This window comes from Alphaproteobacteria bacterium US3C007 (genome assembly GCA_034423775.1).
GTDB lineage: Bacteria > Pseudomonadota > Alphaproteobacteria > Rhodobacterales > Rhodobacteraceae > Thalassovivens > Thalassovivens spotae.
In genome coordinates, this window is the sequence record CP139918.1 from 3,552,647 (window position 1) to 3,577,919 (window position 25,273).

Sequence of the window (25,273 nt, forward strand, 5' to 3'; positions counted from 1 at the left end):
TTAGACCTGCATATCGCGCTGGCCTCATCCTGCACGCTCAACCTGCAAAGACCGACCCGCCCAGTGATAGACCGCCTGACCGAAAGCCTGAAACAAAGGGCGCGAGACATCATCTTGAGCGGCTTGCCATTCAGGATGCCACTGCACGGATAAAGTGAACCCCGGAGCATCCTTAATATAAAGCGCTTCGGGCGTGCCATCTTTGGCAACCCCATCGATCACAACGCGCGGCCCGGCTTGGTCAATCCCCTGCCCGTGCAGCGTATTTGTAGAGACCTCGCGCGCCCCTAAAAGGCGGTGGAACGGGCCATTTGAGGTCAGTTTAACGCTATGCCGATGGGCAAATTTTTCATCGAGCGATCCCTCTGGGGGCATTCTATGATTCATCCGGCCCGGCAAATCGCGTATTTCGGGGTGCAGCGTGCTGCCCATCGCAACCGCCACCTCTTGAAAGCCCCGACAAATGCCAAAAATTGGCTGACCCGAGGCAATACACGCCCGAATAAGCGGCAGCACCAATGCATCCCGCGCCCGATCAAAACTGCCATGCGCGGGGGTTTCAGCATGGCCATATTCTGCGGGGTGAATATTGGGCCGGCCTCCAGTGAATAAAAACCCATCGCAGCACGCTTGCAGGTCTTGCACCGACACCTGCTGCGGGTCTGCTGGAATAAGCATAGGAAGGCACTGAGCAACTTGCGATATCGCCTCACCATTGATGATACCCGATGCGTGCGCCGGATATTCATCATTGATCATATAGTGATTACATATCACCCCAACTATTGGACGTACCATCGCTTACCCCGTGATTGATAGACGCAGTATAGGGGCGAAACTCAAAGATTGACAATAATCGCTTATGCTTCTGCAGTCAGGTTGGTCGCTTCTACACCGGCGATGGCACAAATTTCATCATTATCAGATAAATCGCCCGTCACACCAACAGCTCCAACGACGTTTAGTTTAGCATCGCGGATTAAAACGCCACCCGGAACCGGCACGACCTGCCCTTGCAAGGCACCATTCACCGCCTGCATGAAATAAGCCTGCTGCTCAGCGCGCGCCATCTGCGCGCGCCCCGCCATACCCAACATAACCGCACCATAGGCCTTGCCTGTCGCAATCGCGACCCGTCCTGGCGCGGCGCCATCGCTGCGCTCAAAGGCGATCAAATGCCCGCCCGCGTCCAATACTGCCACGCTCAAAGGCTTGAAACCAAGTTCTTTGCCTTTTTCCAAGGCTTTACGGATGATCATCTTGGCCTTACGCAAGGTTAAATCGTTCATTCTTTGATCCTAAACTGTCTTATTTTCTTTGGTTTTTTTCGCCTATGCGGCAGATGCTGCGTCAACCGCCGCGGCAGCTTGCGCAGCTTTCACTTCAAGGCGGCGCGTATGCAGCACTGGCTCTGTGTAGCCCGAGGGCTGTATCCGCCCTTTAAACACCAAATCGCACGCGGCTTGAAACGCCAACCCCGTAAACTCGGGCGCCATCGGCCTATAGGCAGCATCCCCTGCATTCTGGCGATCCACAACTGCTGCCATTTTGTGCAATGCGGCCATGACCTGCGCGTGGCTTACAACCCCATGATGCAGCCAATTGGCCAAGGCTTGCGAAGAAATCCGGCAGGTTGCCCGATCTTCCATCAATCCAACATCATTGATATCGGGCACTTTTGAGCACCCCACACCTTGATCCACCCAGCGCACCACATAGCCTAAAATGCCCTGTGCGTTATTCTCAATCTCGGTTTGTATTTCTTGATCCGAGAGATTGCGGCCGCGCAGAACCGGCACTGTCAACAGATCCTTTAGTGTCCCACGGGGGCCGGCTGCGGCGAGCTCGTTTTGGCGCTGCTTCACGTTCAACTTATGATAATGCGTGGCGTGCAGGGTGGCCGCCGTGGGAGATGGCACCCAAGCACAATTGGCTCCGGCCTCTGGATGGCCCATTTTCGCCGCAAGCATGTCGCCCATACGGTCCGGCATAGCCCACATGCCTTTTCCAATCTGGGCCTTTCCCTGCAAGCCACACTTCAGCCCAATATCAACATTGCGATCTTCGTAAGATTTTATCCAAGGCGTGGTTTTCATATCGCCCTTGGGAAGAAATGCACCCATTTCCATACTTGCATGAATTTCGTCACCCGTGCGGTCTAAAAACCCCGTATTTATAAACGCCACGCGGTTTTTTGCAGCGCGAATGCATTCTTTCAGATTGGCAGAGGTACGGCGTTCTTCATCCATAATGCCCAATTTCACCGTATGATGCGGCAGGCCCAGAATATCCTCTACACGGCTGAAGATTTCATCCGCAAAAGCCACTTCTGCGGGGCCATGCATCTTCGGCTTCACCACATAGACCGAGCCATGCATCGCGTTGCCTTGGTCTGAATTAAGATCATGCATCGCAATCATCGTGGTGCACAGAGCGTCAAGTAAGCCTTCCCCTATCTCTGCGCCATCTTGATCCAGCACTGCCGGTGTGGTCATCAAATGCCCCACATTGCGCACCAGCATCAAGCTGCGCCCCTTTAAATGCGCTGGCAAACCTTGCGCAGTGGTGTAGGCGATGTCCGCGTTTAATCTGCGGGTAAAGGTCTCAGAGCCCTTTACGATTGCTTCGCTCAAATCCCGCTTCATCAACCCCAGCCAATTGCGATAGGCTAGGGTCTTGTCTGCGCCATCCACCGCGGCCACGCTGTCTTCGCAATCCATAATGGTTGAAATCGCCGACTCCATCCGAATATCAGAAATTCCGGCCCGATCCGCAGCCCCAATCACACTGGCAGAATCGACATCAACAATGATGTGCAAGTCATTGTTCTTAAAAATATATCCACCCAAACTATCGCCGTCGCCAACCCGCCCGATGAATTGCTCTGGATGCGTCAACCCGATATCATCCGCGCAGAAGCCGTCTTTGGTTTGAGACATACAAGACACGTCCGACCAAGACCCCTTCGCCAAAGGCAGGCTGTCGTCCAAAAATGCCCGCCCCCAAGCAACCACGCGGTCGCCACGCGCTTGGTCATACGCCCCCGCTGGCGGTAAATCCCCCATCGCGTCGGTGCCGTATAATGCATCATACAAGCTGCCCCAGCGCGCATTGGCTGCGTTTAACGCAAAGCGTGCGTTCATTACCGGAACCACAAGCTGCGGCCCTGCAATCTGCGCGATTTCAGGATCAATGCCCTGCGTTTCAATCTTAAAATCCGGCCCTTCATCCACCAAATAGCCGGTCTCTTTCAAAAAGTCCTGATAGGTTTCGAAGCTATAATCAACGCCCCGATGCGAGATGTACCAATTGTCTAGCTGCGTCTGGATCTCCTCGCGCGTCTGTAAAAGATCGCGATTTTTAGGCCCTAATTCTGCAACAAGCGCCGCGAGCCCTGCCCAAAATTGGGTCGCCGTTATGCCGGTGCCCGGCAAGGCGTCTATTTCGATGAATGCCGCCAGTTGATGCGCGACGCTTAAACCTTCTCGTGATACCCGCTCCGACACAGAACACCCCTTCGCTTGATTCCAACTCAGATATCATCTGCTTTAGGGAAAAAGTTTCCTATATGCAATTATTTTGGTAAAACTATTTTACCAAAGCTAGATTTTTCCAGATGGTTCCTGCGCAATATTCTTATTTCGTCGGCATTTCTCGCTGCAATATTGAACATGCTCCCAGTCTTTTTCCCATTTTTTACGCCATAGAAAGGGACGTCCGCAGGTTTTGCAGAGCTTTTGCGGCAAATCGATTTTTTTTCGCATTTTCATTTTCAAGCCCTGATCTGAACGGTTGCAGACTTATGCAGCTCTGTGGTGCTTTTTTTACGAAGCACAACCGGGCGCTGGGTGTGATATAGGCGCAGAGCAGCAGATCGCCAGCCCGCACATGAACCTATGGGCGGTTTATCCCTCCCAAAAAGGCAAAGCGCCCTTGCACTTTGCAAGCCGTGGTTTAGACCTAAATTTATCAAAAGAAACGATGCTTTGAGGATATGCCGTGAAAGATGCCAGCCCAACTACCATTTATCTCAAGGATTACGCGCCTTTCCCGTTTCGCGTCAAAAATGTACATCTGACGTTTCAATTAGACCCCCTCAAAACCAGAGTCATTTCTTTGGTTGAATTTGAGCCGATTGCAGGTTCATCGCAACGTGATTTGTTCCTACATGGTGAAGATCTACGCCTTATCTGGGCAAAAATTGATGGCGCGGCTGTATCTCCACAGATAACAAAAGGCGGCTTATCCGTTCGGGTTCCCAGCGCTAGCTTTGTTTGGGAATGTGAGGTTGAGATTGACCCACAAAACAACACATCGCTTGAGGGGTTATATATGTCAAACGGCATGTATTGCACGCAATGCGAGGCGGAAGGCTTTCGAAAGATAACCTATTATCCCGACCGCCCCGATGTGATGGCGCAGTTTCACGTTCGGATTGAGGGCGATTTGCCCATTTTACTATCAAACGGCAATCCAAAGGCGCAGGGTGAAAACTGGGCTGAATGGCAAGACCCTTGGCCCAAACCTGCCTATTTATTCGCGCTGGTGGCCGGCAGGTTGGTTGCCCATCGCGATACTTTCACCACCGCATCTGGAAATCATGTTGCGCTGAATATTTGGGTGCGCCCTGGCGACGAACACAAATGCGGCTTCGGCATGGAGGCGTTAAAAGCCTCGATGCACTGGGATCAGAATATCTATCAGCGCGAATATGATTTAGATGTCTTCAACATCGTGGCCGTTGATGATTTCAACATGGGCGCAATGGAAAATAAGGGCTTAAATATCTTTAACAGTGCCTGCGTCTTGGCCAGCCCAACCACCAGCACAGATAAAGATTTTGAACGCGTCGAGGCGATCATCGCGCATGAGTATTTTCACAATTGGACCGGCAACCGCATTACCTGCCGCGATTGGTTTCAACTTTGTCTGAAAGAGGGGCTAACCGTTTTTCGCGACGCCCAATTCACATCAGACCTGCGCAGCGCCGCGGTAAAGCGGATCGAAGATGTGATCCGGCTCCGTGCGATCCAATTTAGCGAGGATGCTGGCCCGCTTGCGCATCCCGTGCGCCCTGACAGCTTTATCGAGATTAATAATTTTTACACGGCCACGGTTTATGAAAAAGGCGCTGAATTAATTGGCATGCTGAAAACGCTTGTCGGCGATCAGGCCTATTACAAAGCTTTGGCGCTTTATTTTCAGCGTCATGATGGCGATGCCGCCACTATCGAAGATTGGCTACAGGTTTTTGAAGACAGCACCGGGCGCGATTTGAGCCAATTCAAAAACTGGTACACGCAAGCCGGCACCCCCGAAGTGAGCGTAACAGAAACCTATGCACAGGGTGAATTCCAACTTACTTTTTCGCAAAAAACCCCGGCAACGCCAGGACAAATAGAAAAAGATCCCAAAGTCATACCAATTGCCCTGGGCTTATTATCGCCTTGCGGACAAGAGCTTTTGACCACGCAGATCTTCGAGCTTAACCAACCCCAACAAAGCTTTACATTTGCAAGCTCTGAACGCCCTATCGCCTCGATTTTACGCGAATTTTCAGCCCCCATCCTGCTCAAACACACCCAGAACGACGCTACCAAAGCCTTTCTGCTTGCGCATGACTCCGATCCTTTCAACAAATGGCAGGCCGCCCGCACGCTGGCCGTTGAAAGTTTGAAAGAATTGGCGCAACACAATCAGGCTCCTGCGCTTGCGTTTTTGGATGCGCTGCAGGCTGTGGCCAGCGATGACGCGCTTGATCCGGCGTTTCGCGCCTTGGTGCTTGGCCTGCCATCGCAAGATGAAATAGCCCGGTCGCTCTACGCAGATGGCCTAACCCCCGAGCCACAGCGCATTTTCGACGCGCTTGAAACCCTACATCAAACGCTTGCCCAGCATTTGCAAGATATCTGGCCGCAATTGCATGCCGCGCATCAGATACAAGAGCCTTATGCACCAAACGCGCAGCAATCTAATGCGCGCGCGCTGGCCAATAGGGCTTTGGTTTATCTAACGCGGATTGATGCCGGCGAGGCCGCAAAAAAACAATTCGACACCGCCAATAACATGACCCAGCAGCAAGCCGCGCTCAGCGCGCTTTTATCGGTTGAAAAGGGCGCCGAACAGGCGCAGGCATTCTATCGTCAATGGAAAGAAGATCGGCTGGTAATCGATAAGTGGTTTGCCTTGCAGGTGGCTTTCGCGCCGCCGGAAAAAGCTGCAATTGTTGCAAAATCTCTTACGCAACATGAAGATTTCAATTGGAAAAACCCCAATCGTTTTCGAGCGGTTTTTGGATCACTGGCGGGCAATATGGCAGGGTTCCATCACCTATCGGGCCAAGGCTATGAATTAATGGTGCAGTGGCTTTCACGGCTTGATCAAATCAATCCGCAAACCGCCGCCCGCATGTGCGGAGCGTTCAAAACTTGGCGCCAATTTGATAAAGGTCGGCAAGCCCTATTGAAGCCGCTTTTGCAAAACATGTTAGAGATGGATGGGCTCAGCCGAGACTCGCGCGAGATGCTTTCAAGGATTGTACACGACTGACGCGCCGCGCAAACGGCCAAGCAGTCGCCCTGCTGGTGCGCAGAGCGCACTGCAACGAGAACGCGAATGAGGCGCAAAGAGATTGAAACCCGCAGCCGCATTGGCTAAACCGGCGCAAAGAAACCACGCCTTAAAGGACATGCACCATGCTGGATCTGACATTTGAACCGCCCAAGATCAAAACCATCGCCGGTGCTAAATATGACTGGGAATTGGTGATCGGTATGGAAGTGCACGCCCAAATTGCATCAAAAGCAAAGTTATTTTCTGGCGCATCCACAAAGTTTGGAAATGAACCAAATTCCAATGTTGCGTTCGTGGATGCTGCAATGCCGGGCATGCTGCCGGTAATAAATGAATTTTGCGTTGAGCAGGCGGTCAGAACTGGGCTGGGTTTGCAGGCCGAAATTAATTTATTCTCTGCCTTTGATCGAAAGAATTATTTTTATCCAGACCTTCCTCAAGGATATCAGATCAGCCAGCTCTATCATCCGATCGTTGGCGAGGGTGAAGTGATCGTTGATATGGCGCCGGGCGTTGCGCGCCGGGTCCGTATTGAACGCATTCATATCGAACAAGATGCCGGAAAATCGATCCATGACATGGATCCAAATATGTCATTTGTTGATCTGAACCGCACCGGAGTGGCGCTGATGGAGATCGTCAGCCGCCCCGATATTCGGGGCCCAGAAGAGGCCGCCGCATATATCGTGAAATTGCGTCAGATCCTGCGCTATTTGGGCACCTGTGACGGGAATATGCAAAACGGGAATCTGCGCGCCGATGTCAACGTCTCGATTTGCCAGCCAGGGCAATATGAAAAATATCTCGAAAGCGGAGATTTTTCGCATCTTGGCACGCGCTGTGAAATCAAGAATATGAACTCAATGCGATTTATTCAGCAAGCTATTGACGTGGAAGCACGGCGGCAAATTGCGATCGTAGAAAGCGGCGGAAGCGTCGATCAAGAAACCCGGCTTTATGATCCCGACAAAGGCGAAACGCGCTCTATGCGCTCCAAAGAAGAGGCGCATGATTATCGCTACTTCCCCGATCCGGATCTTTTACCTTTAGAAATCGAACAAGACTGGGTGGATGAGATTGCAGCCAATCTGCCAGAGCTGCCCGATCAGAAAAAAGCCCGCTTCGTTACAGATTTCAGCCTCTCGGAATATGATGCCAATGTCCTAACGGCAGAGCTTGACTCGGCGGGTTATTTTGAAGAAGTGGCCAAGGGGCGAGATGGCAAATTGGCCGCAAATTGGGTGATTAACGAACTTTTTGGACGCCTCAAAAAAGATGATTGTGATATAAGTGAAAGCCCGGTCACCCCGGCGCAACTGGGCGGTATTATCGATCTGATTTCCAAAGGCGAGATCAGCGGGAAAATCGCCAAGGATGTGTTTGAAATTGTTTATAGCGAGGGCGGTGAGCCGGCGCAGATCGTGGACTCGCGCGGCTTAAAACAAGTAACGGATACAGGAGCGATCGAAGCGGCGGTGGATCAAGTGATCGCAGATAATCCAGCACAAGTTGAAAAAGCCAAGGCCAACCCCAAGCTGGCAGGCTGGTTCGTCGGACAAGTGATGAAAGCCACAGGCGGCAAAGCCAATCCAAAAGTGGTGAATGAACTGGTTGCCACAAAATTGGCCCAATAAATACGATGGCAAGGCCCAGCGCGTGGCACCAGTTGGGTTTCAGCAACAGGTGCGGGCCCTTTCAAGCGGTTAGAGGTTAAGGCTTAAGGGGTATCAAGTTCTAAAGCCAAAGCGTGAATCGCGCCGATCAACTCTGGCCCCAGCGCTGCATGCACCGCACGATGCCGCGCGATTCGCGATTGCCCTTTAAACTGCTCAGATTTCAGGCGGACGCGAAAATGGCTTTGCCCGCCTTCTGGCGCGCCGGCATGCCCACGGTGCTGATCGCTCTCATCTACGACCTCCAAAAAGCTTGATTGAAAAGAATTCTCAAGATTTTTGCGAATTTGTTCCACTCGGGTCATATTTTTTGTTTTCGCCTCTTCAAATTACCTGAGGAAAGCCTATGCTATCTGCCTTGAACAGAAAAGGTGAATTTATGGCTGCCTCCGACCCATTTGGTTTTGATATGTCTGTGTCTTCTTCGAAGAAGAAAAATCCGCGCGGGCGGCGCAGCATGTCTGGAGCCTCGGACACCTCGACCCGACTGTGCGAACATGATGGCTGCCAAGAGGCTGGAAAATTCCGCGCGCCAAAAGCCCCCGATGTGTTGGATGATTTTTTCTGGTTCTGCAAAGATCATGTGCGCGAGTATAATTTAAAATGGAATTTCTTTAACGGCACCACAGAGGCCGAAATCAATGCCCAGCGCTCGAAAGACAAAGTCTGGGAAAGAGAAACCAAAGATTTCCGCGACACAGAAGCCCGTGCTTGGGCGCGGCTTGGGATTGAGGATCCGCATCAGGTTTTGGGCGAAAATGCCACCAAGAACCCAGGCAAATCTGGAGGCTCGGCTGGCAGTGGCCGACGTCTACCGCCAACCGAGCGCCGCGCTTTGGAAATCTTAGAAGGCAAAGACAATTGGAGCAAAGCAGAAGTGCGCGGCGCGTATAAAGCGTTGATCAAAGTCTTACACCCAGATATGAATGGCGGCGATCGCAGCCAAGAAGAACAGCTACAAGAAGTGGTTTGGGCTTGGGATCAATTAAAAGACAGCCGAAACTTCAAATAATCAGGTCTGCACCCTAAAATCTACACATTGTTATGGCGGGCTGCTCTGTGAAACTCACAAAAGTGGGCTAGCCTGTGGCAATCACGCTGTTTATTGGCGATAAAAAATATTCAAGCTGGTCAATGCGGCCGTGGTTGGTGTTGCACGCTTTCGGCATTCGATTCACCGAAAAGCTCATTCCCTTCGACGGATTTTCTGAAAGCTCGCAGTTCAAACAAACCGTTGCCAAATATTCGCCAGCGGGTAAGGATCCCTTTCTGCAATGCTCAAACAGCGCCAGCCCGCAAGCTGACCCTTTGATCATATGGGAACCGCTGCCGATCATAGAATATCGTGTAGAGCAAAACCCTCAGTTTAAGATTTGGCCCCGAAACGTCGCCTTGCACGCTCAAGCGCGCAGCCTTTGCGCTGAAATGCAGAGTTGCTTTTTTGCGCTGCGCAGACATTGCCCAACGAATATTGACGCAGATCTTCTCCAGATTGGCCGATTGATCTGGCGAGACAAACTTTTGGTCCGCAAAGATATAGACCGTCTCAAGACTGCATGGCGCATTATTCTAACACTTTCTAAAGGTCCATTCTTGGCTGGAGAATTCAGCGCTTTAAATGCGTTTTACGCGCCCATTATCACACGTATTCAGACTTACGAACTGCCTGTTTCAGAAGATACAGCCCCTTATATGCAGCGTATCAGACAGCACGTATCGGTAAAAAAATCCAGTAAAGACGCAATCGAAAACGCAGTTTTTCGCGATTTTGAAGAACTCTATCGGTTCAACTCGAAGGATATACCTGATCCAGCAGAGTTTTTGGTTTAAGAAAGCAAAAAGTCCGGTTTTTTTGCGTGACCTCAAGATCGAAATACGCCGCCGCCATAAAAGAGCGGATAGAACTCTATTTTGACTATTTTTGCCCTTCCCCTTGCCCTTAACCGCTTTATGTTGCACCAGAGCAGAGGTTAAAATTGGCAATTAAAGGAAACGCAAGTATGGCTGACGGCGGCAATACAATGGATGTAAAACCGACTGAGGATATTTCAGTGCGTGAAATGTTCGGGCTTGACACAGATATGGTTGTGAAAGGCTTTGCAGATCGCTCTGAGCGGGTTCCCGAAATTGACACGACCTATAAGTTTGATCCCGATACAACCATGGCTATTCTAGCAGGGTTTTCGCATAATCGACGGGTGATGATCCAAGGCTATCACGGAACGGGCAAATCAACACATATTGAGCAAGTGGCAGCCCGCCTGAACTGGCCCGCCGTGCGCGTTAATCTGGACAGCCATATCAGCCGTATCGATTTAATCGGAAAAGATGCGATCAAATTGCGCGATGGCGTTCAGGTCACCGAATTCCACGAAGGCATCTTGCCATGGGCGCTGCGCAACCCGGTGGCGATTGTTTTTGACGAATATGATGCCGGGCGCGCCGATGTGATGTTTGTGATCCAGCGCGTGCTCGAACATGATGGCAAACTTACCCTGATGGATCAAAACGAAATTATCACACCGCATCCGCAGTTCCGGCTGTTTGCAACCGCCAATACTGTCGGTCTGGGCGATACCACCGGCCTCTATCATGGCACCCAACAAATAAACCAAGCCCAAATGGACCGTTGGTCGCTTGTCGCTACCTTGAATTATCTGTCCATCGATGCCGAAACCGCAATAATTTTGGCAAAAGCCCCCCATTATAACACGGAAAACGGGCGCAAAACGGTAAAGCAAATGGTAACGGTTGCAGATCTAACCCGTACCGCGTTTATGAATGGCGACCTGTCAACCGTAATGAGCCCGCGCACCGTGATCAATTGGGCGCAAAATGCAGAAATTTTCCGCAATATAGGCTACGCGTTTCGTTTGTCTTTCCTGAACAAATGCGATGAGCTTGAGCGTCAGACCGTGGCAGAATTCTACCAGCGCTGTTTTGACGAAGAACTGCCAGAAAGCGCTGCCAGCGTCAGCTTGGGCTAAAGTTTTAAGCCACAGCGCGCGCGCATTTTTGAATTTTCCAACCCTACAGGAAAGCGCGCGCTAAAACTCAGGTTGCGGCATTGTAAACAGAGCTTGCATTATTCAAACGTTCAGCGAGACTTGCGTTATGGGACCAAATTCAGATAACCCGGCCGATCCATTTAAAAAAGCTTTGGCTGAAGCCACCAAAGTGATGGCCAATGATGCCGATCTGTCGATCACCTATTCCGTGGATCCGGCTGGCGTATCCGGCGATGTCATGCGCTTGCCCCAAATCAGCCGTAGAATGACCCATGATGAAGTTTTGGTGGCAAGAGGGACAGCGGATGCTTTGGCCCTGCACCGCAAATATCACGATGATGGAACGCATACAAAATACGCCCCCCAGGGCAATATGGCGCGCGAACTTTATGAGGCGATGGAAGTGGCCCGCTGCGAAGCCGTTGGCGCACAAGATATGCCGGGTACGGCGGGAAATATTGATGCGAAAATTGGCGCGGATGCAGCCCGGCTTGGCTATCTTAATATCACCGACCGCTCTGATGCACCTTTATCGACCGCCGCTGGATACCTGATCCGGCATTTGGCCACGGGGCGCGATATGCCGCCCGCCGCGCAAAACATTATGCAGCTTTGGCAGGGGTTCATCGAAGAGCAAGCCGGTGGCACTTTGGCAGATCTTCAGAGCAAATTGAAAGATCAAAGCGCGTTTGCGAAATTTGCCCGCCAAATCATTTCGGATCTAGGCTATGGTGACCAGCTGGGCGACGATCCTGATGATCTTGAAGATCAGTCTGACGAAGATCAGGATGAAGGTACGGAAGAAGATCAAGATCCCGACAGTACGGGCCAAGATGACAGCAATGAAGATGATACGGAAAGCACGCCTGAACAAAGCCAAGAAGAACAGCAAGATCCTTCAGCAGCACAAGTCAGCAGCGATGAAAGCGCTGAAGATGAGATGTCGGAAGAGACTGAACTGCCCGATGGCGATGCTCCAATGGAGCCCCCTGCTCCGCAACCAATTTCGGATGCTGATCCGAATTACAACGTCTATGAAACCAAATATGATGAAGAGATCAAGGCAGAAGAGCTTGCCGATGCCGTTGAACTAGAGCGTCTGCGGGCCTATTTGGATCAGCAATTAGAGCCATTAAAGGGGGCCGTAAGCCGGCTGGCCAATAAGCTGCAACGCCGCCTGCAAGCCCAGCAAAACCGTTCTTGGCTGTTCGATTTAGAAGAAGGCATTTTGGACGCAGGGCGTTTGGCGCGCATCGTCGCGAACCCCACTACCGCGCTTAGCTTTAAAAGGGAAAAAGACACCGAATTTCGCGATACCGTGGTCACGCTCTTGCTTGACAATTCCGGCTCTATGCGCGGACGGCCCATTTCCATCGCGGCGATTTGTGCGGATGTTTTGGCGCGTACCTTAGAGCGGTGTAATGTCAAAGTGGAAATTCTTGGGTTCACCACCCGTGCGTGGAAAGGCGGGCAAAGCCGGGAAGATTGGCTGAATGAAGGGCGTCCGCAACAGCCTGGGCGGCTGAACGATTTACGCCATATCATCTATAAGGGCGCCGATGCGCCTTGGCGGCGCGTAAGATCCAATTTGGGCTTGATGATGAAAGAGGGTTTGCTGAAAGAAAATATTGATGGTGAAGCGTTGGAATGGGCGCATCGTCGCATGGCTGGGCGCCCCGAGGCCCGCAAAATTCTTATGGTGATATCAGATGGCGCACCGGTTGATGACAGCACTTTATCGGTGAACCAAGCCAATTATCTTGAAAAGCATCTGCGCGACGTGATTGCGATGGTTGAAAAGCGCAAAGCGGTAGAATTACTGGCAATTGGCATTGGCCATGATGTCACCCGCTATTATGAACGCGCCGTCACGATCACGGATATTGAACAGCTTGCGGGCGCCATGACCGAACAATTGGCGGCGTTATTTGACAATGATCCGCGCGCGCGCGCACGCTCGACAGGTATGAGAAAAGTGAATTGAGCCCGATGAAAACAGCCCATTTCCAAAGCTTTATTGACGACTCTGAACCCGATGCGGGCCCCGCGCGCCTAACCGCGCTTCGCAAGGCCATCTCTGGGGCACAGCTAAACGGCTTTTTGGTCCCGCGCAGCGATGTGCATCAAGGGGAATATGTTGCGAAACGCGATGAACGCTTGGCTTGGTTAACCGGCTTTACGGGTTCGGCCGGGTTTTGCGCCGTTTTACCTGATGTTGCGGGTGTATTCGTAGATGGGCGCTACCGGGTTCAAGTGAAAGTGCAAACAAACGCCATCTTCACACCCGTTGACTGGCCCGAAACGAGCCTGCCCACATGGCTCCAAAAAAACTTACAAACGGGCACGATCGGTTTTGACCCATGGTTGCACAGTTGGGGCGAGATAAAAGCGCATCGCGCCGCGCTGGGCGAAAACGGCATTCAGCTGCGGCCAAATACCAACCTTATCGATCAAATCTGGACCGATAGACCAGATCCCCCCAACGCGCAGGCCTATGCCTACCCCGATGATTATGCCGGTGAAACCCACAGTGATAAGCGCAAACGCCTTGCCAAAATGCTGCGCGACAACGCGCAAGACACAGCGATCCTAACGCTGCCAGACAGCATCGTTTGGTTGCTAAATATGCGCGGCAGCGATGTCACCCATGTGCCCTTGGTTCATAGCTTTGCATTTTTGCACGCCGATGCTTCAGTGGACCTGTTCATTGCGCCTGGAAAAGCCGAACAGCTATCGGGGCATTTTGGCGCCGGGATACGCCTCTTCTCACAAGATCAATTCGACGCGCAACTGTCGCAATTACACGGCAGAGTACGCGTTGATGCCGGGCATATTCCCTATGCCGTTGTCGATATTCTTCAAAAAGCACAGGTTGAAATCGCGTTTGAAGCAGACCCCGTCATCCTTCCAAAAGCCTGCAAAAACATTATAGAATTACAACATGCCCGCGTGTCGCATCAACGCGATGGCGCCGCAATGTGCGAGTTTTTGGCTTGGCTTGATAACGCGCCAATTGGCACCACAACAGAAATTGATGTGGTCATTGCGCTCGAAAGCTTTCGGCGCGCAAATTCAGAGCTTTTGGACATCAGCTTTGACACTATTTCAGCCAGCGGCCCGAACGCTGCCCTGCCCCATTATCGGGTGAATGAAGCGTCAAACCGGCAGCTTCAAGCCGGAGAGGTCATGCTGGTGGATAGCGGTGGCCAATATCTGGATGGTACGACCGATATTACGCGAACCATCGCGATTGGCGCGCAACCGCACGAGGTTTGCGCCGCCTTCACGCGGGTTTTGCAAGGGATGATTGCGATTTCTCGCCTGAAATTTCCTTATGGCATTTCCGGGCGCGATCTGGACGCGTTTGCCCGCGCGCCACTTTGGGCTTCGGGGCAGGATTTCAATCATGGCACCGGCCATGGCGTTGGGCATTTTTTAAACGTGCATGAAGGCCCGCAGCGATTGTCGCGTGCCTCTACAGTGGTGTTGGAACCAGGCATGATCCTATCGAACGAGCCCGGCTTTTACAAAGAAGGTGCGTTTGGAATTCGGATTGAAAACTTGCTCAGCGTTGGCGAGGCAGATCTGCCCGAAGCTGCCAATTTAACACGACTTTTGGAATTTGAAACGCTTACCTATGTGCCGATTGATCTTCGCATGGTCATCTCTGATTGGCTGGACCCAACAGAAAAAGCTTGGATAAACGCCTATCACAAAAAATGTTGGGATCTGCATCAGGATCAGCTGAGCAGCAGCGCCACGCAATGGCTGGGCCAAGCCACAAAATCGCTCTAACATGCGCCGCCAAAGCTCACGTTAAGGCCGCTAAAACGGCGATATCCCCCCCTCAAAGCTTAAAGGGCGCGGCGTGAAATTTGCGCCTCACAACCAAACTTGTCAGATATGGCAAATGGCTGTAATATCTGAGCAGCTCATTTGGGTCATGCAAAGCAGATGGCCCGCAACAAAGCGAGGTCATTACATTGGGTAAAAACATTATTGTTCCGGCAATTATCTTCGTTTTCTTGGTGGGGTTACTGGGCTATTCGATGATCTTTAAGCCCCGCAATGACCGCTTTGATGAAAGCGCCAGACGCGTTTTATCCAAATAAAGATCACGCCTGATTTACGCCCTGCCTTACAGCGCCGAGAGCGGTGCATAAAAAGTTTGCTCTAAGGCACGCATTGGCTGAAAGCAAAGGCAAGTTATGCGCCTTTCTGGGCGCAAACGCTCCGGCCACTTACCCTTCACACCTTGTACAATAAATGCGCGCTACACCGCCTCAACATATCTAAATTCGCGCGTTGCCCCATCGCCCAACGCGGCAAGCGCCTCTTGATAGGCGGGGCTGTTATAGCCGGCTTGCGCCGCTTCAAGGCTTGCCCATTCAACCACCACTGTCCGCGTCATCTGACCGTCTTCTGCCACCGCAACCGGCACGCCGCGCGCCAAAAATACCCCACCGGCGGCTTGCATCGCAGGCCCGGCAAGCTTGGCATAAGCCGCCAATTTCGCGTCATCTGAAATCGCGGTGTAAATAACCACCTGTAAAACCTTTGCCATCTTGAGCATCCTTTTCTAATTGTGCGTTTGACCACAGCTTATCAAATCACGCCCGGCTGAACAGCGCCAATCGTTAGAAAATTACAAAATCCTGGCTACACCGCGCAGGTCAACACGCTGTGATATCTGGCGCTTGGCAATAGACAAATCCAAAAACCGCTCTAGGCTTACCCCTGTTGGTCATAGAAAGGATCATTATGCCCCAAATCACCCGTATCATCGCAGGTATGCGCAGGTTTTTTTATCTTTTTCTGGCTTTCGGTGTAAGCGCGCCGCTGTCTGCGGCCGAACTGGGCATAGACATCACGCAGAAAGGCAGTGGAGCAACCGCGCAAAACGGCATGCAAGTCAGCGTGCATTATGAAGGCCGCCTGAGCGATGGCACCGTGTTTGACGCCTCGCGTCCGCGCGGCCAGGCGTTTCGCTTTGTGCTTGGCGCCGGACAAGTCATCCAAGGGTGGGAGCAGGGTATTTTGGGAATGAAGGAAGGCGAGCGCCGAATATTAACCATTCCGCCACAATTGGGATATGGCGCGCGCGGTGCTGGCGCGAAAATTCCGCCAAACGCCACCTTGCGCTTTGAAGTGGAACTGCTGAAAACAGCTTGGCCGCCAAAATTACAGCAAGCCAGCAATCAAGATATGCAAAAGGCTCAGAAAAACGGTACGCTGATCATCGATATTCGTCGCCCCGAGGAATGGGCGAAAACGGGTATTATCGAAGGGGCCGAATTGATCACAGCATTTACAAAATCGGGCCAGCTTCACCCAGAGTTTCAACAGAAATTCATGTCGGTGATCACCGATCGCGATACCCCGATCATGCTCTATTGCCGCACCGGCAACCGGACCACGAATTTGGGCAAGGCTTTGGTGGATCAATTGGGCTTTGCCAATGTCAGCCATCTGTCAAAAGGCATCACAGGCTGGCAGAAAGCCCAAAAGCCGGTGCAATCTTATAAGGCTTCGCAATAAAACCGGCGAAAATCGGTTTTTTAATTAAAAAAAGCGCGCCGGGTTTACCCGCCGGCGCGCTCTTTTGGATTTGATGACGTGGAGTTAACCGAGCAATTGCAGCACGTTTTGTTTCGCCGCATTGGCCTGCGCCATCATCGCGATCGAAGCTTGTTCCAAAATTCTGCTTGTGGTCATTCTTGACGTTTCCGCTGCAAAATCAGCATCCTGCAAGCGCCCAAGACTCATTTCTGAATTCGCCGCCACATTCGATAGGTTCGAAATCGACATATCAAATCGATTGCTTAAGGCACCAAACATAGCCCGGTCTGCACTTACCATCTGCATGGCGAGGTCGATCGAATTAATGGCTTTATGGGAATCAGTTGCAGAGGCGACGCTTAAATTGCCGCCCAAAACAATATCAAAAGTACCATCGATATTGTCAGTCAAGTTTAAGCCGGTGATTCCTTCTGCTTGTAGCTTCGCTACTATTTGCTGTGCGGCGGCAGCAGGAGAGTCATAAGTTACGAGCTTAGCGTTTGTGGAGATGTACAAGCCATTTGCTTTTTCAATTACCGAACCTGCTTCAAAATCCGAAGCTGTGCTGAAGACGGCAGTGGCCCCAGAAGCTGTTGCCATTGCAGTTGAAGAACCTACAAATGACTCGCCAGCAGTGAAAGTGGTTGATCCATAGGTCAAGGAACCCGCTGTAACTAAGTATGACTTTCCGCTTGTTATCGCAACATCTTCACCACTAGTAATATTATTGATACGGCTGTCGGTAGGCGAAGTTTCATTCGTATTAGAAACTGCAGTAATCTCTACCAGAGCACTAGAACCAGAAGCTGTAACGGTAGTTGTAGAAGCCGCCAAAAATGACTGGCCCGCTGTAAATGTATCGCTTCCGTATACAAATGCGCCCTCAGTGACGAGATAGGTTTTGTCCTCTGTAATAGCAGTCGTATCTCCGCTCGCGACTGAAGTGGAGCCAAGGCTGGCATCGTAAAAAACAGATGAGTCATTGACCACCTTAAATTGCGTACCATCCGCAGCCGCATTAACATCCGCATCGGTTTTGATCGCCTTGACGCGGCCCGTGCCTGTTAAAGATGTTGTATTCGATGCAACTGTGATTATCGAGCCAAGGCCATTGGCTCCATCGTTAGAATCCGCGATCGGAGAGTTAACCGACGCGCTGATACCGGAATTTGAGGTTGTAAAATCAGTCGTACCCATCGACGTGATATAGTATTCACCCGCGCTGAGCGCAGATGAGCCGTTAACCGCAATCGCGCCCGTATCAATAATATCGGTATCTGTCAGCGTTGTTTGTATCGACTGACCATTAATCGTCATGGTGATTTTATCATCCGCGGCAAAAGCACCACTTAAAGTTACTTTTCCATCGGTTGGGTTTATCGCAACGGCGCCACTGCCACCTGTAGCATATGTGGTTGCGATTGTTGGCACCGTTCCAGTGCCCTCAATATCCAAAGCCTCTGAGGTGATCGCATAGAAATTCACCGTGATGTTATCGCCATCATTTGGCGTCGAGCCAATTTGAAAGTTGGTTGTATACGCCTCGGTATGCGATGTTGCCAATTCATTGGCACCCCGGGCGCCGTTGAAAATGCTTTGCCCTGCCCATTGTGTACTTTGGGCAATCCGGTCGACTTCCATCGTCAATTGATCAATTTCCAACTGAATCATATCTCTGTCTGTTGGACTATTGGTGCCATTCGCCGCTTGAATTGCCAATTCGCGCATGCGCTGAAGGATATTGGTGATCTCAACCATAGCCCCCTCAGCCGTATTGATCATCGACTGCCCATCCGTGGCGTTACGAATGGCCATACGCATACCTTGAACGTCAGAATTAATTCTTGTTGCCACAGCCACGCCAGCCGCATCATCAGAGGCTGAATTGATGCGCAATCCAGAGGTCAGACGCTCCATAGACTGATTGAGCGTAACGGTATTTCTTTCAGAACTTTTAGACGCCAGTAGAAAAGCTGTATCGGTTGCGATATTTAAGGCCATTTCAAACTCCCTTAAGCGACGAGCTTATAGAATGTTTCGTCGACGCCGTGCTCCGTTGCGAACGGCATCATCAAATGTTCTAAAATCAGCTTCTCTTGCTCGGACATAAGGTCATATACGTTTTGATCAAAATATTTACTCATGATCTCATTGACCAAAACGACTTCAGATTCAAAAATTGCCTTGCGGTAAACAATCGCCAGAAAAGCTTCAGCAACATAAGTGGAAAAGGTGAAATGCTTCAATTTCGCGGCTTTCAAGGGGTCTTTACAGCTGCGATCTACGCGATAAAGCGTTTCAATCGCCTCATGCATCCATTCAACAGGATTGACCAATGTAACGGCTTCTGTCGGATCTTCCTGAGGCGCAGCCTCAGTTTGAGAAAACGGCACAAGAAGGTTTTGAATGACTTCCTGATCATAATCGCTCAGGGCAGCAAGCAATTCATCGCTTAAATACTCTGTTACAACTTTATGGACCAGTTCAGCCTGCTCGGTCGTGATTGCTTTTGCAGCCAAAATAGCTTCAAACGCCTCAACGACATAATGTGTGAACACAAACTTATTGAAGGTGATAGCTTCTTCCGAAGATTTTGCGCCTGCTTTGATCTTCTCAAGCGTGATCAAAGCCTCTTCCAACCACTCTTTGGGGCGTACAATTTCGACGTCTTGCTTCATAATCTTCCTCGCAAATATCTTAGTGCTGGAGGATATACAGCAAATTATATGCCACAATGAGATTGCATTTTGCTTCACTCAAATACTTTTCTAAAAGGCCCAAACCACAGGAAAACCTAATACCTTCTAAATAAATATCTAAGTGGTAAAAAAAAATTTTGCGCTTTAAGTTCTGATAATCGGATGGCGCGAAGCCCGGTTACTGAGAATGCCGCTTTATAAAGAACAGCGCACCAAGCCCCATGAGTATAAACAATGCCATGGCCGAAAATGATGTCCAACCGCCATAGGCCTCAGTGATCCAAGCGAATAGAAAAGGGCTTGAGGAATTCACGGACATACGGATAAACGCTATCCACCCCAATCTTGCCCCAAACCCTTCTGGGCCAAATAGCGCCAAAGGCAACGTGCCCATGGTGATCGTTTTAATTCCATCGCCCATCCCGTAAAGCACAGCAAAAACCATCAAACCGGCAAAGGTCGCGCCAAAGCCCAATAAGATAGAAAATCCGATCATCATCAAACCCAAAGAAATAAAACTTGTAATCAAAGGATGCAGCGCGCGGCCAAAGATCAATTCAAAAAACCGCCCCGCCGTTTTGGCTGGCCCAATCAACGCGCCCGCGCTCACGGCGACGGCAGCGCTGTGCCCCAATGCTTCCACATTGCTCACCCAAAGCGACATCAAAGCCCCCATAATATATCCCGAAAAGGTAAAAGACAGCACCATCCAAATCATTGCCTGACGGCGGGCCGGGCCTTGTAATGGCGGCCAAGTCTCTGACCCTTCTTTGCGCTTCTCTGGGGGCGCGCAGGTTCCATTTTCCGTTCTTAGGCTGAACCAATGCGCCGGCACGCAAATAAGCAATACGCTGGCAGCATGGATTTGCCATGTCACTTGCCACCCATAAAGATTTGAAAGCGCCAGAGTCAGTGGCCAGTAAATGGTTGATGCCACACCTCCAAACAGCGTGATCCCCGAAATTGCCGATTGCGCCGCCGGCCCGGGGCGAAGTTTTGCAATTGATGCAAAAGCCACATCGTAAAGCACAAACATTGCCGCCATTTGGGTGAGCAATATCGCAACGGTTAATCCAATCGGCCCTGTCACTTGGCTTAACCCCCAAAGCCCGCCAGCCGAGGCCACCGAGCCAAGGCTCATCACCCAACGCCCGCCGATGCGATCCACAGCAAACCCGGCCAGTATCGCGCTCAGGCCACCAAAAAAAAAGCCAATCGAGAGCAGCCCGAACACATCCGACAGGCCAAGGCCAAGCTCATCCGCCATTATGGGCAAGAGCACGGCATAAGAATAAAGCAACGTGCCATAACCCATAATCTGGGTGAGGCCCAAGCCGCAAACCGGCATGTAATATTTCAAAGGCCGCGCCATCATATCGCACAGCGCGTTTTTAGGGGGATAAAAGCCCAGTGCAGAAGGCGCGTCTGCCTTTCGAGAGTGCGTTTAATATCGTGTTCACCGAGCGCGCCGGCGTATTTTTGTGCTTCCTCTGCCCCTCTCAATTGGCTTTGCCCGCGTGCTGGCAGGCCAGCTCAACGCTTGCCAGCACACCAGAAATGCGAAGCCGGGCATAGGCCTGACGCACCCCCTGTTCAAATCGGGCATCTTGCTTCAAATCAGAGCCAAATATTTCAGCAATTGAAAGAACCGCCCCGACAGGATCCTGCTTTTGCGCGCAGGCGCTGCTCAGGCGGGGCTGCAAAGGATCGTTTATCACATAATGCACGCCTGCCTCGCTCTGCCCGTTCAAAAACAATATCCAAGCCGCAACAACCAAACAAAGCCCGTCAATCCGCCGGTTGGCAGCTAAATTAGTGCGCAGCGGCGCCAGCACGCGCTGCGGCAGCTTTTGGGATCCATCCATGGCAATTTGTAAAGTCGCATGCGCAATGGCTGAATTACGATACCGTCGCTCGAGCGCCTGCGTATAGGCTTTTAAATCTTGGTCCGGGGGCGGCGTAAAACTGGGCCGCAATTCATGCTCCCATAAGCGCTTAATAAACGCCGCCAATGCCGTGTTTTGCATCGCATCAAAAACGGTTTCATGCCCTGTCAAAACACCAAGATACGCAATGGAAGAATGGGTTGCATTTAGCAAACGCAGTTTCATTTCTTCAAAAGAGCGAACCGAACTGGTAAACTCTACCCCAACCAGTTCAAGGGGCGGGCGCGGCAGGTCGGCAAAATCCTCTTCAATCACCCATTGCCAAAACGGCTCATGCAAGACCGGTGCGGGATCGGGCCAGCAAGTCAATGCCGCAATATCTTCAACATCCTGCGCCGTCACGGCCGGAACGATACGATCCACCATGGTGGCAGGAAATCGTACGTTTTCTTTGATCCATTGCGCAAGATCCGAGTCAATTTTTTGTGCAAATTCCAGCACAACTGTTTGCAAAACGCGCCCGTTTTCAGACAGATTATCGCAGCTCAGGCAGGTAAAGGCGTTTAGACCTAATGCACGCCTGTGTCGCAATGCCTGAACCAACAAACCAGGAACGGAAGACGGCGTTTCAGGCGTGATTAGATCCTGCCGAATTTGAGGGTGCTCCCAGTCAAGCCCGCTTAGCGCCGGTGAATAACAATATCCTTTTTCCGTAATCGTCAGCGTCACCATATTCAAATGCGGCAGCAGCAGCGCGTTCAACACCTCGCGGCGTTCATCTTCAAGAAAATAGACAGCTTTTAAAATGGTGATTTCTTCAACCAAACGGCGCGCTGCATCCATCTCAACCGCGTGATATCGAAACCCGTTTTGCGCCAAGAGATCGCGCACCCCTGCGCTGCGCAAACTGATACCAATCACATCCCAACCAATCGCGTGATCTGCGCCAAGTTGCGCCTGCATCCTTTGCAGTTGCGGCAGCCCAAAAGCGCGAAAAAACGCGCCCAGCCCAAGATGAACGACGCCAACGCGATCAAAATCCTTGGTAAGATCACTCATAAACGATAGGCCTTCTGGGCCAAAGAATACGCCAGGTCATAGGCCACCTGATGCGCTTCGTCTTCCTCCAGCATATGCGTGGCAACCAGGCCGGCTAGGAAACCGCAATCGATCCGACGTGCCATATCATGGCGCGCCGGGATCGTGCATAAAGCCCGGGTATCATCGTTAAATCCAACCGTGTTGTAAAACCCTGCCGTTTCCGTAACCAATTCGCGATAGCGCCGCATTCCTTCCGGGCTGTCATAAAACCACCAAGCCGGCCCCAATTTTAAGCATGGATAGGCCCCAGCCAAAGGCGCCAGTTCGCGCGACAGCGTGGTTTCATCCAAGGTGAAAAGGATAAGCGTGAAGTTTTTTTCATGGCCAAAGCGATCCAGCAAAGGCTTTAGCCCCCCCACAAAATCGGCTGGTTTGGGAATATCAAACCCTTTATCACGCCCGTAAGCGCTGAAAACAGTCGGAGAATGGTTGCGCCATGATCCCGGGTGCAACTGCATCACCATACCATCTTCTAGGCTCATCCGCGCCATCTCCGTCAGCATTTGCCCACGGAAGCGCTCGGCCTCTTGCGATGAAGCCTGGCCCCGCACAACTTTATCAAACAAATCTGCAGCATCCTGGCAAGAAAGATTTTCGGTGCGCGCGGACGGATGCCCATGATCGGTTGCCGTTGCCCCAAAACCGCGGAAATAAGCGCGGCGCAGGCGATGGGCTTGCAAATATCCCTGCCAATTCCGGGTGTCACATTCGGTTAAAATGCCCAGACGCTCTACATTTTGGACAAATCCCTTATGTTCTGGATCAATCACATTATCGGGGCGGTAGGTGGTGATAACGCGGCCCGTCCAACCGCTGCTATGAATGCTCTGATGATACGACAGATCATCCAGCGGATCCTCTGTGGTGGCCAAAACCTCAATATTAAAGCGATCAAACAACGCCCGCGGCAAAAACGCCGGCTCAGCCAGCTTCTGAGAAATTGCATCATAAAGCGCATCGGCATTTTCAGCCGATGGGCGTTCGGTCAGGTCGAACAGTTTTTCGAATGCATATTCTAACCATACGCGGCTTGGCGTCGCGCGAAACAAGTGATAGCCGGCGCAAAACCGGCGCCAAATCGCCCGCTTATCCGCGTGTTGATGCCCGTCCTGATCGACAAGCCCCAACTCCGCCAGCGAAGTACCTTGCGAGACCAGCATCCGCAGCACATAATGATCCGGGCTTACAAAAAGATCAGTTGGATTTTTAAAAGGTTCATTCTTTGCAAACCAGGCGGGATCAACATGGCCGTGCGGGCTAATGATCGGCAGATCACGCACGCCATCATAAAGCGCGCGGGCAATGGCACGACGCGTAGGATCAGCGGGAAGCAGAATATTGGGATCATGTAAAGGCATCACAGCTACCGCAATTGTTTCAATGCTATATTGCGATTGTTCCAAAACCAGAGCAAGCCCCAGTTGCGCCTTTTCACTTCCGCTCGGCCGGCGCCCTGCGCAGGCGGATCAGAGCGGCCAATGCCGCACTGCAATAGGCGCAACCCGGTTTTCTCATTCTAACCGTGCCATCGCTTTCTAAACGACGCTCATCCGTTCTTTTGAGGCTTAGATCACATCCGCCAAGCGCGCGCGCACCAGCCCTGTATTCACGCCATATTTGCCCAATTCGCCGCTTAACCTTTGGTGCTCCATTTTTGGGCAGAGATCCTGAACCACGTCAATGCCGCTTGCCTGCGCTTTGCAAGCAGTTGCTTCATGTTTCACGCCAATTTGCATCCAAATGGTTTTGAACGCGGGCCAGCAGGTCAACGCATCTTCATAAATGGCAGGCACCGCATCCGATTTTCGAAAAACCTGTACCATATCGATCGGTTGCTCAATTTGATCCATGCGCGCATACACCCGTTGCCCAAACAGCAGCTCGCCCTCATATCCAGGATTGACCGGGATAATCGTGTAACCACGCCGGCTTAAATAACGGGCCACGAAATAGCTAGGGCGAATGGCGTTAAGACTGACGCCTACCGAAACGATGACCTTGTTGCGCGCCAAAATCTTGCGCAGAAATGAATCAGAATAGGCGTGTTTGCTGTTCATGATGCTCTCACTCAGTGGCCGTGCTTCCAGCATCTAACAGGGCAGATGCAGCATAGGGTAATGAATGTTGCATCTTCCAGTTTGCATGCAATTGCAACCAAAAACCGGCCTCATCACCAAGGCCAAGGGTAACGCAATAAACCTGGCAGGCTCTATCTTACCGCGCAAACACTGCGCAGCTTGCGCAAAGCACTAGCCCTCGATAATTCTTCATAGACCCAAATCACACCAGCGTGAAATTTAACTTGATTGTCTTTTCTGGAAAAATTAGGCCTTTATTCAACCCCAGAACAAAGCCCAAAGGACCAATAAAATGAAAATGATGAGTATCGTCGCGGTGACACCCAAAGAAGACGCCATAGATGAAATTGCAGCGCTGATCACAGAAAGTCGCAAGGACGGCGTCGCCGGTTTAGACGTCTATAGCATTGTCCACACCCGAGACGACGAGTTGGTTATTGTAAATCAATGGGCCTCGTTGGATGCGTTTATGGATTACGTGAATGGGCCGCATAATATGATCGAATTGATTGAACATCTCTGCCTGCGATACGATGAAGAAAATGTTTGCCGCGCCTATTCGGGGGCAATCCTTGCCCAGCACAGTCAAGCCTAACCCCCCTGCGGTGTCTCCAGCAACCTACCGCAAAATGTGATCAGACAAACCCTGCGGCTGATCTCTTCACGGTTTAGCCAACCCAGCCCCGAAAACAAAAA

At 51.4% G+C, this 25,273-nt stretch carries 21 protein-coding genes; 9 read left to right on the forward strand and 12 right to left on the reverse strand.

Going from position 1 to position 25,273, the window contains the following annotated elements:
• Positions 1-24 precede the first annotated feature (24 nt).
• From UM181_16990 to UM181_17005, 4 genes are all read right to left on the reverse strand, one after another.
• A complete protein-coding gene (locus UM181_16990) occupies positions 25-798 on the reverse strand; it encodes a gamma-glutamyl-gamma-aminobutyrate hydrolase family protein (GenBank protein ID WQC62970.1) in 774 nt (257 codons plus the stop codon).
• A 62-nt stretch (positions 799-860) separates the two neighbouring features.
• Positions 861-1,289 (reverse strand): heme-binding protein, encoded by a 429-nt coding sequence (locus UM181_16995; protein ID WQC62971.1) that lies wholly within the window; start codon positions 1,287-1,289, stop codon positions 861-863.
• 42 nt (positions 1,290-1,331) lie between these two features.
• On the reverse strand, positions 1,332-3,506 hold the full coding sequence (locus tag UM181_17000) for a malate synthase G (GenBank protein ID WQC62972.1): 2,175 nt from the start codon (positions 3,504-3,506) through the stop codon (positions 1,332-1,334).
• A gap of 96 nt (positions 3,507-3,602) precedes the next feature.
• On the reverse strand, positions 3,603-3,764 hold the full coding sequence (locus tag UM181_17005) for a DUF2256 domain-containing protein (GenBank protein WQC62973.1): 162 nt from the start codon (positions 3,762-3,764) through the stop codon (positions 3,603-3,605).
• Positions 3,765-3,999: 235 nt separating this feature from the next.
• On the opposite strand from UM181_17005, the gene pepN reads away from it, so the two are divergent.
• Together pepN and gatB are read left to right on the forward strand one after the other, a co-directional pair.
• The gene (gene pepN, locus UM181_17010) at positions 4,000-6,549 is read left to right on the forward strand and encodes an aminopeptidase N (protein ID WQC62974.1); all 2,550 of its coding nucleotides are present in this window, start codon (positions 4,000-4,002) and stop codon (positions 6,547-6,549) included.
• 146 nt (positions 6,550-6,695) lie between these two features.
• Entirely contained in the window at positions 6,696-8,207 is a 1,512-nt protein-coding gene (gene gatB, locus UM181_17015) for an Asp-tRNA(Asn)/Glu-tRNA(Gln) amidotransferase subunit GatB (GenBank protein ID WQC62975.1), read from the forward strand.
• Between the two features lie 83 nt (positions 8,208-8,290).
• Here gatB and UM181_17020 read toward each other — a convergent pair whose 3' ends face one another.
• A complete protein-coding gene (locus UM181_17020; GenBank protein WQC62976.1) occupies positions 8,291-8,551 on the reverse strand; it encodes a BolA family transcriptional regulator in 261 nt (86 codons plus the stop codon).
• Between the two features lie 74 nt (positions 8,552-8,625).
• Between UM181_17020 and UM181_17025 the strand changes: the two genes are divergently transcribed.
• From UM181_17025 to UM181_17045, 5 genes are all read left to right on the forward strand, one after another.
• Positions 8,626-9,258 carry a J domain-containing protein gene (locus UM181_17025; protein WQC62977.1) on the forward strand — a complete coding sequence of 211 codons (633 nt, stop codon included), beginning with the start codon at positions 8,626-8,628 and terminating at the stop codon, positions 9,256-9,258.
• A gap of 74 nt (positions 9,259-9,332) precedes the next feature.
• Entirely contained in the window at positions 9,333-10,076 is a 744-nt protein-coding gene (locus UM181_17030; protein WQC62978.1) for a glutathione S-transferase, read from the forward strand.
• Between the two features lie 170 nt (positions 10,077-10,246).
• Entirely contained in the window at positions 10,247-11,233 is a 987-nt protein-coding gene (gene cobS / locus UM181_17035) for a cobaltochelatase subunit CobS (GenBank protein ID WQC62979.1), read from the forward strand.
• 127 nt (positions 11,234-11,360) lie between these two features.
• Complete coding sequence (gene cobT / locus UM181_17040) at positions 11,361-13,238, forward strand: cobaltochelatase subunit CobT (GenBank protein WQC62980.1); 1,878 nt, start codon at positions 11,361-11,363, stop codon at positions 13,236-13,238.
• Positions 13,239-13,243: 5 nt separating this feature from the next.
• Entirely contained in the window at positions 13,244-15,049 is a 1,806-nt protein-coding gene (locus UM181_17045; GenBank protein ID WQC62981.1) for an aminopeptidase P family protein, read from the forward strand.
• A gap of 478 nt (positions 15,050-15,527) precedes the next feature.
• Here UM181_17045 and UM181_17050 read toward each other — a convergent pair whose 3' ends face one another.
• On the reverse strand, positions 15,528-15,818 hold the full coding sequence (locus UM181_17050) for a DUF1330 domain-containing protein (GenBank protein ID WQC62982.1): 291 nt from the start codon (positions 15,816-15,818) through the stop codon (positions 15,528-15,530).
• Positions 15,819-16,015: 197 nt separating this feature from the next.
• Between UM181_17050 and UM181_17055 the strand changes: the two genes are divergently transcribed.
• Positions 16,016-16,792 (forward strand): FKBP-type peptidyl-prolyl cis-trans isomerase, encoded by a 777-nt coding sequence (locus tag UM181_17055; GenBank protein WQC62983.1) that lies wholly within the window; start codon positions 16,016-16,018, stop codon positions 16,790-16,792.
• An 84-nt stretch (positions 16,793-16,876) separates the two neighbouring features.
• Here the strand turns inward: UM181_17055 and UM181_17060 are convergent, their stop codons facing one another.
• From UM181_17060 to UM181_17085, 6 genes are all read right to left on the reverse strand, one after another.
• Complete coding sequence (locus UM181_17060; protein ID WQC62984.1) at positions 16,877-18,814, reverse strand: flagellin; 1,938 nt, start codon at positions 18,812-18,814, stop codon at positions 16,877-16,879.
• Between the two features lie 11 nt (positions 18,815-18,825).
• Positions 18,826-19,491, reverse strand: coding sequence for a hypothetical protein (locus UM181_17065; protein ID WQC62985.1), 666 nt, complete (start codon positions 19,489-19,491; stop codon positions 18,826-18,828).
• Between the two features lie 199 nt (positions 19,492-19,690).
• Complete coding sequence (locus tag UM181_17070) at positions 19,691-20,887, reverse strand: MFS transporter (protein ID WQC62986.1); 1,197 nt, start codon at positions 20,885-20,887, stop codon at positions 19,691-19,693.
• 124 nt (positions 20,888-21,011) lie between these two features.
• A complete protein-coding gene (locus tag UM181_17075) occupies positions 21,012-22,457 on the reverse strand; it encodes a mannitol dehydrogenase family protein (protein ID WQC62987.1) in 1,446 nt (481 codons plus the stop codon).
• Positions 22,454-23,857, reverse strand: coding sequence for a glucuronate isomerase (gene uxaC, locus UM181_17080; GenBank protein ID WQC62988.1), 1,404 nt, complete (start codon positions 23,855-23,857; stop codon positions 22,454-22,456). The genes UM181_17075 and uxaC overlap by 4 nt, the downstream gene beginning before the upstream one ends.
• Before the next feature lie 207 nt (positions 23,858-24,064).
• A complete protein-coding gene (locus UM181_17085; GenBank protein ID WQC62989.1) occupies positions 24,065-24,556 on the reverse strand; it encodes a CoA-binding protein in 492 nt (163 codons plus the stop codon).
• 313 nt (positions 24,557-24,869) lie between these two features.
• Between UM181_17085 and UM181_17090 the strand changes: the two genes are divergently transcribed.
• On the forward strand, positions 24,870-25,172 hold the full coding sequence (locus UM181_17090) for a hypothetical protein (GenBank protein ID WQC62990.1): 303 nt from the start codon (positions 24,870-24,872) through the stop codon (positions 25,170-25,172).
• Positions 25,173-25,273: the final 101 nt, after the last annotated feature.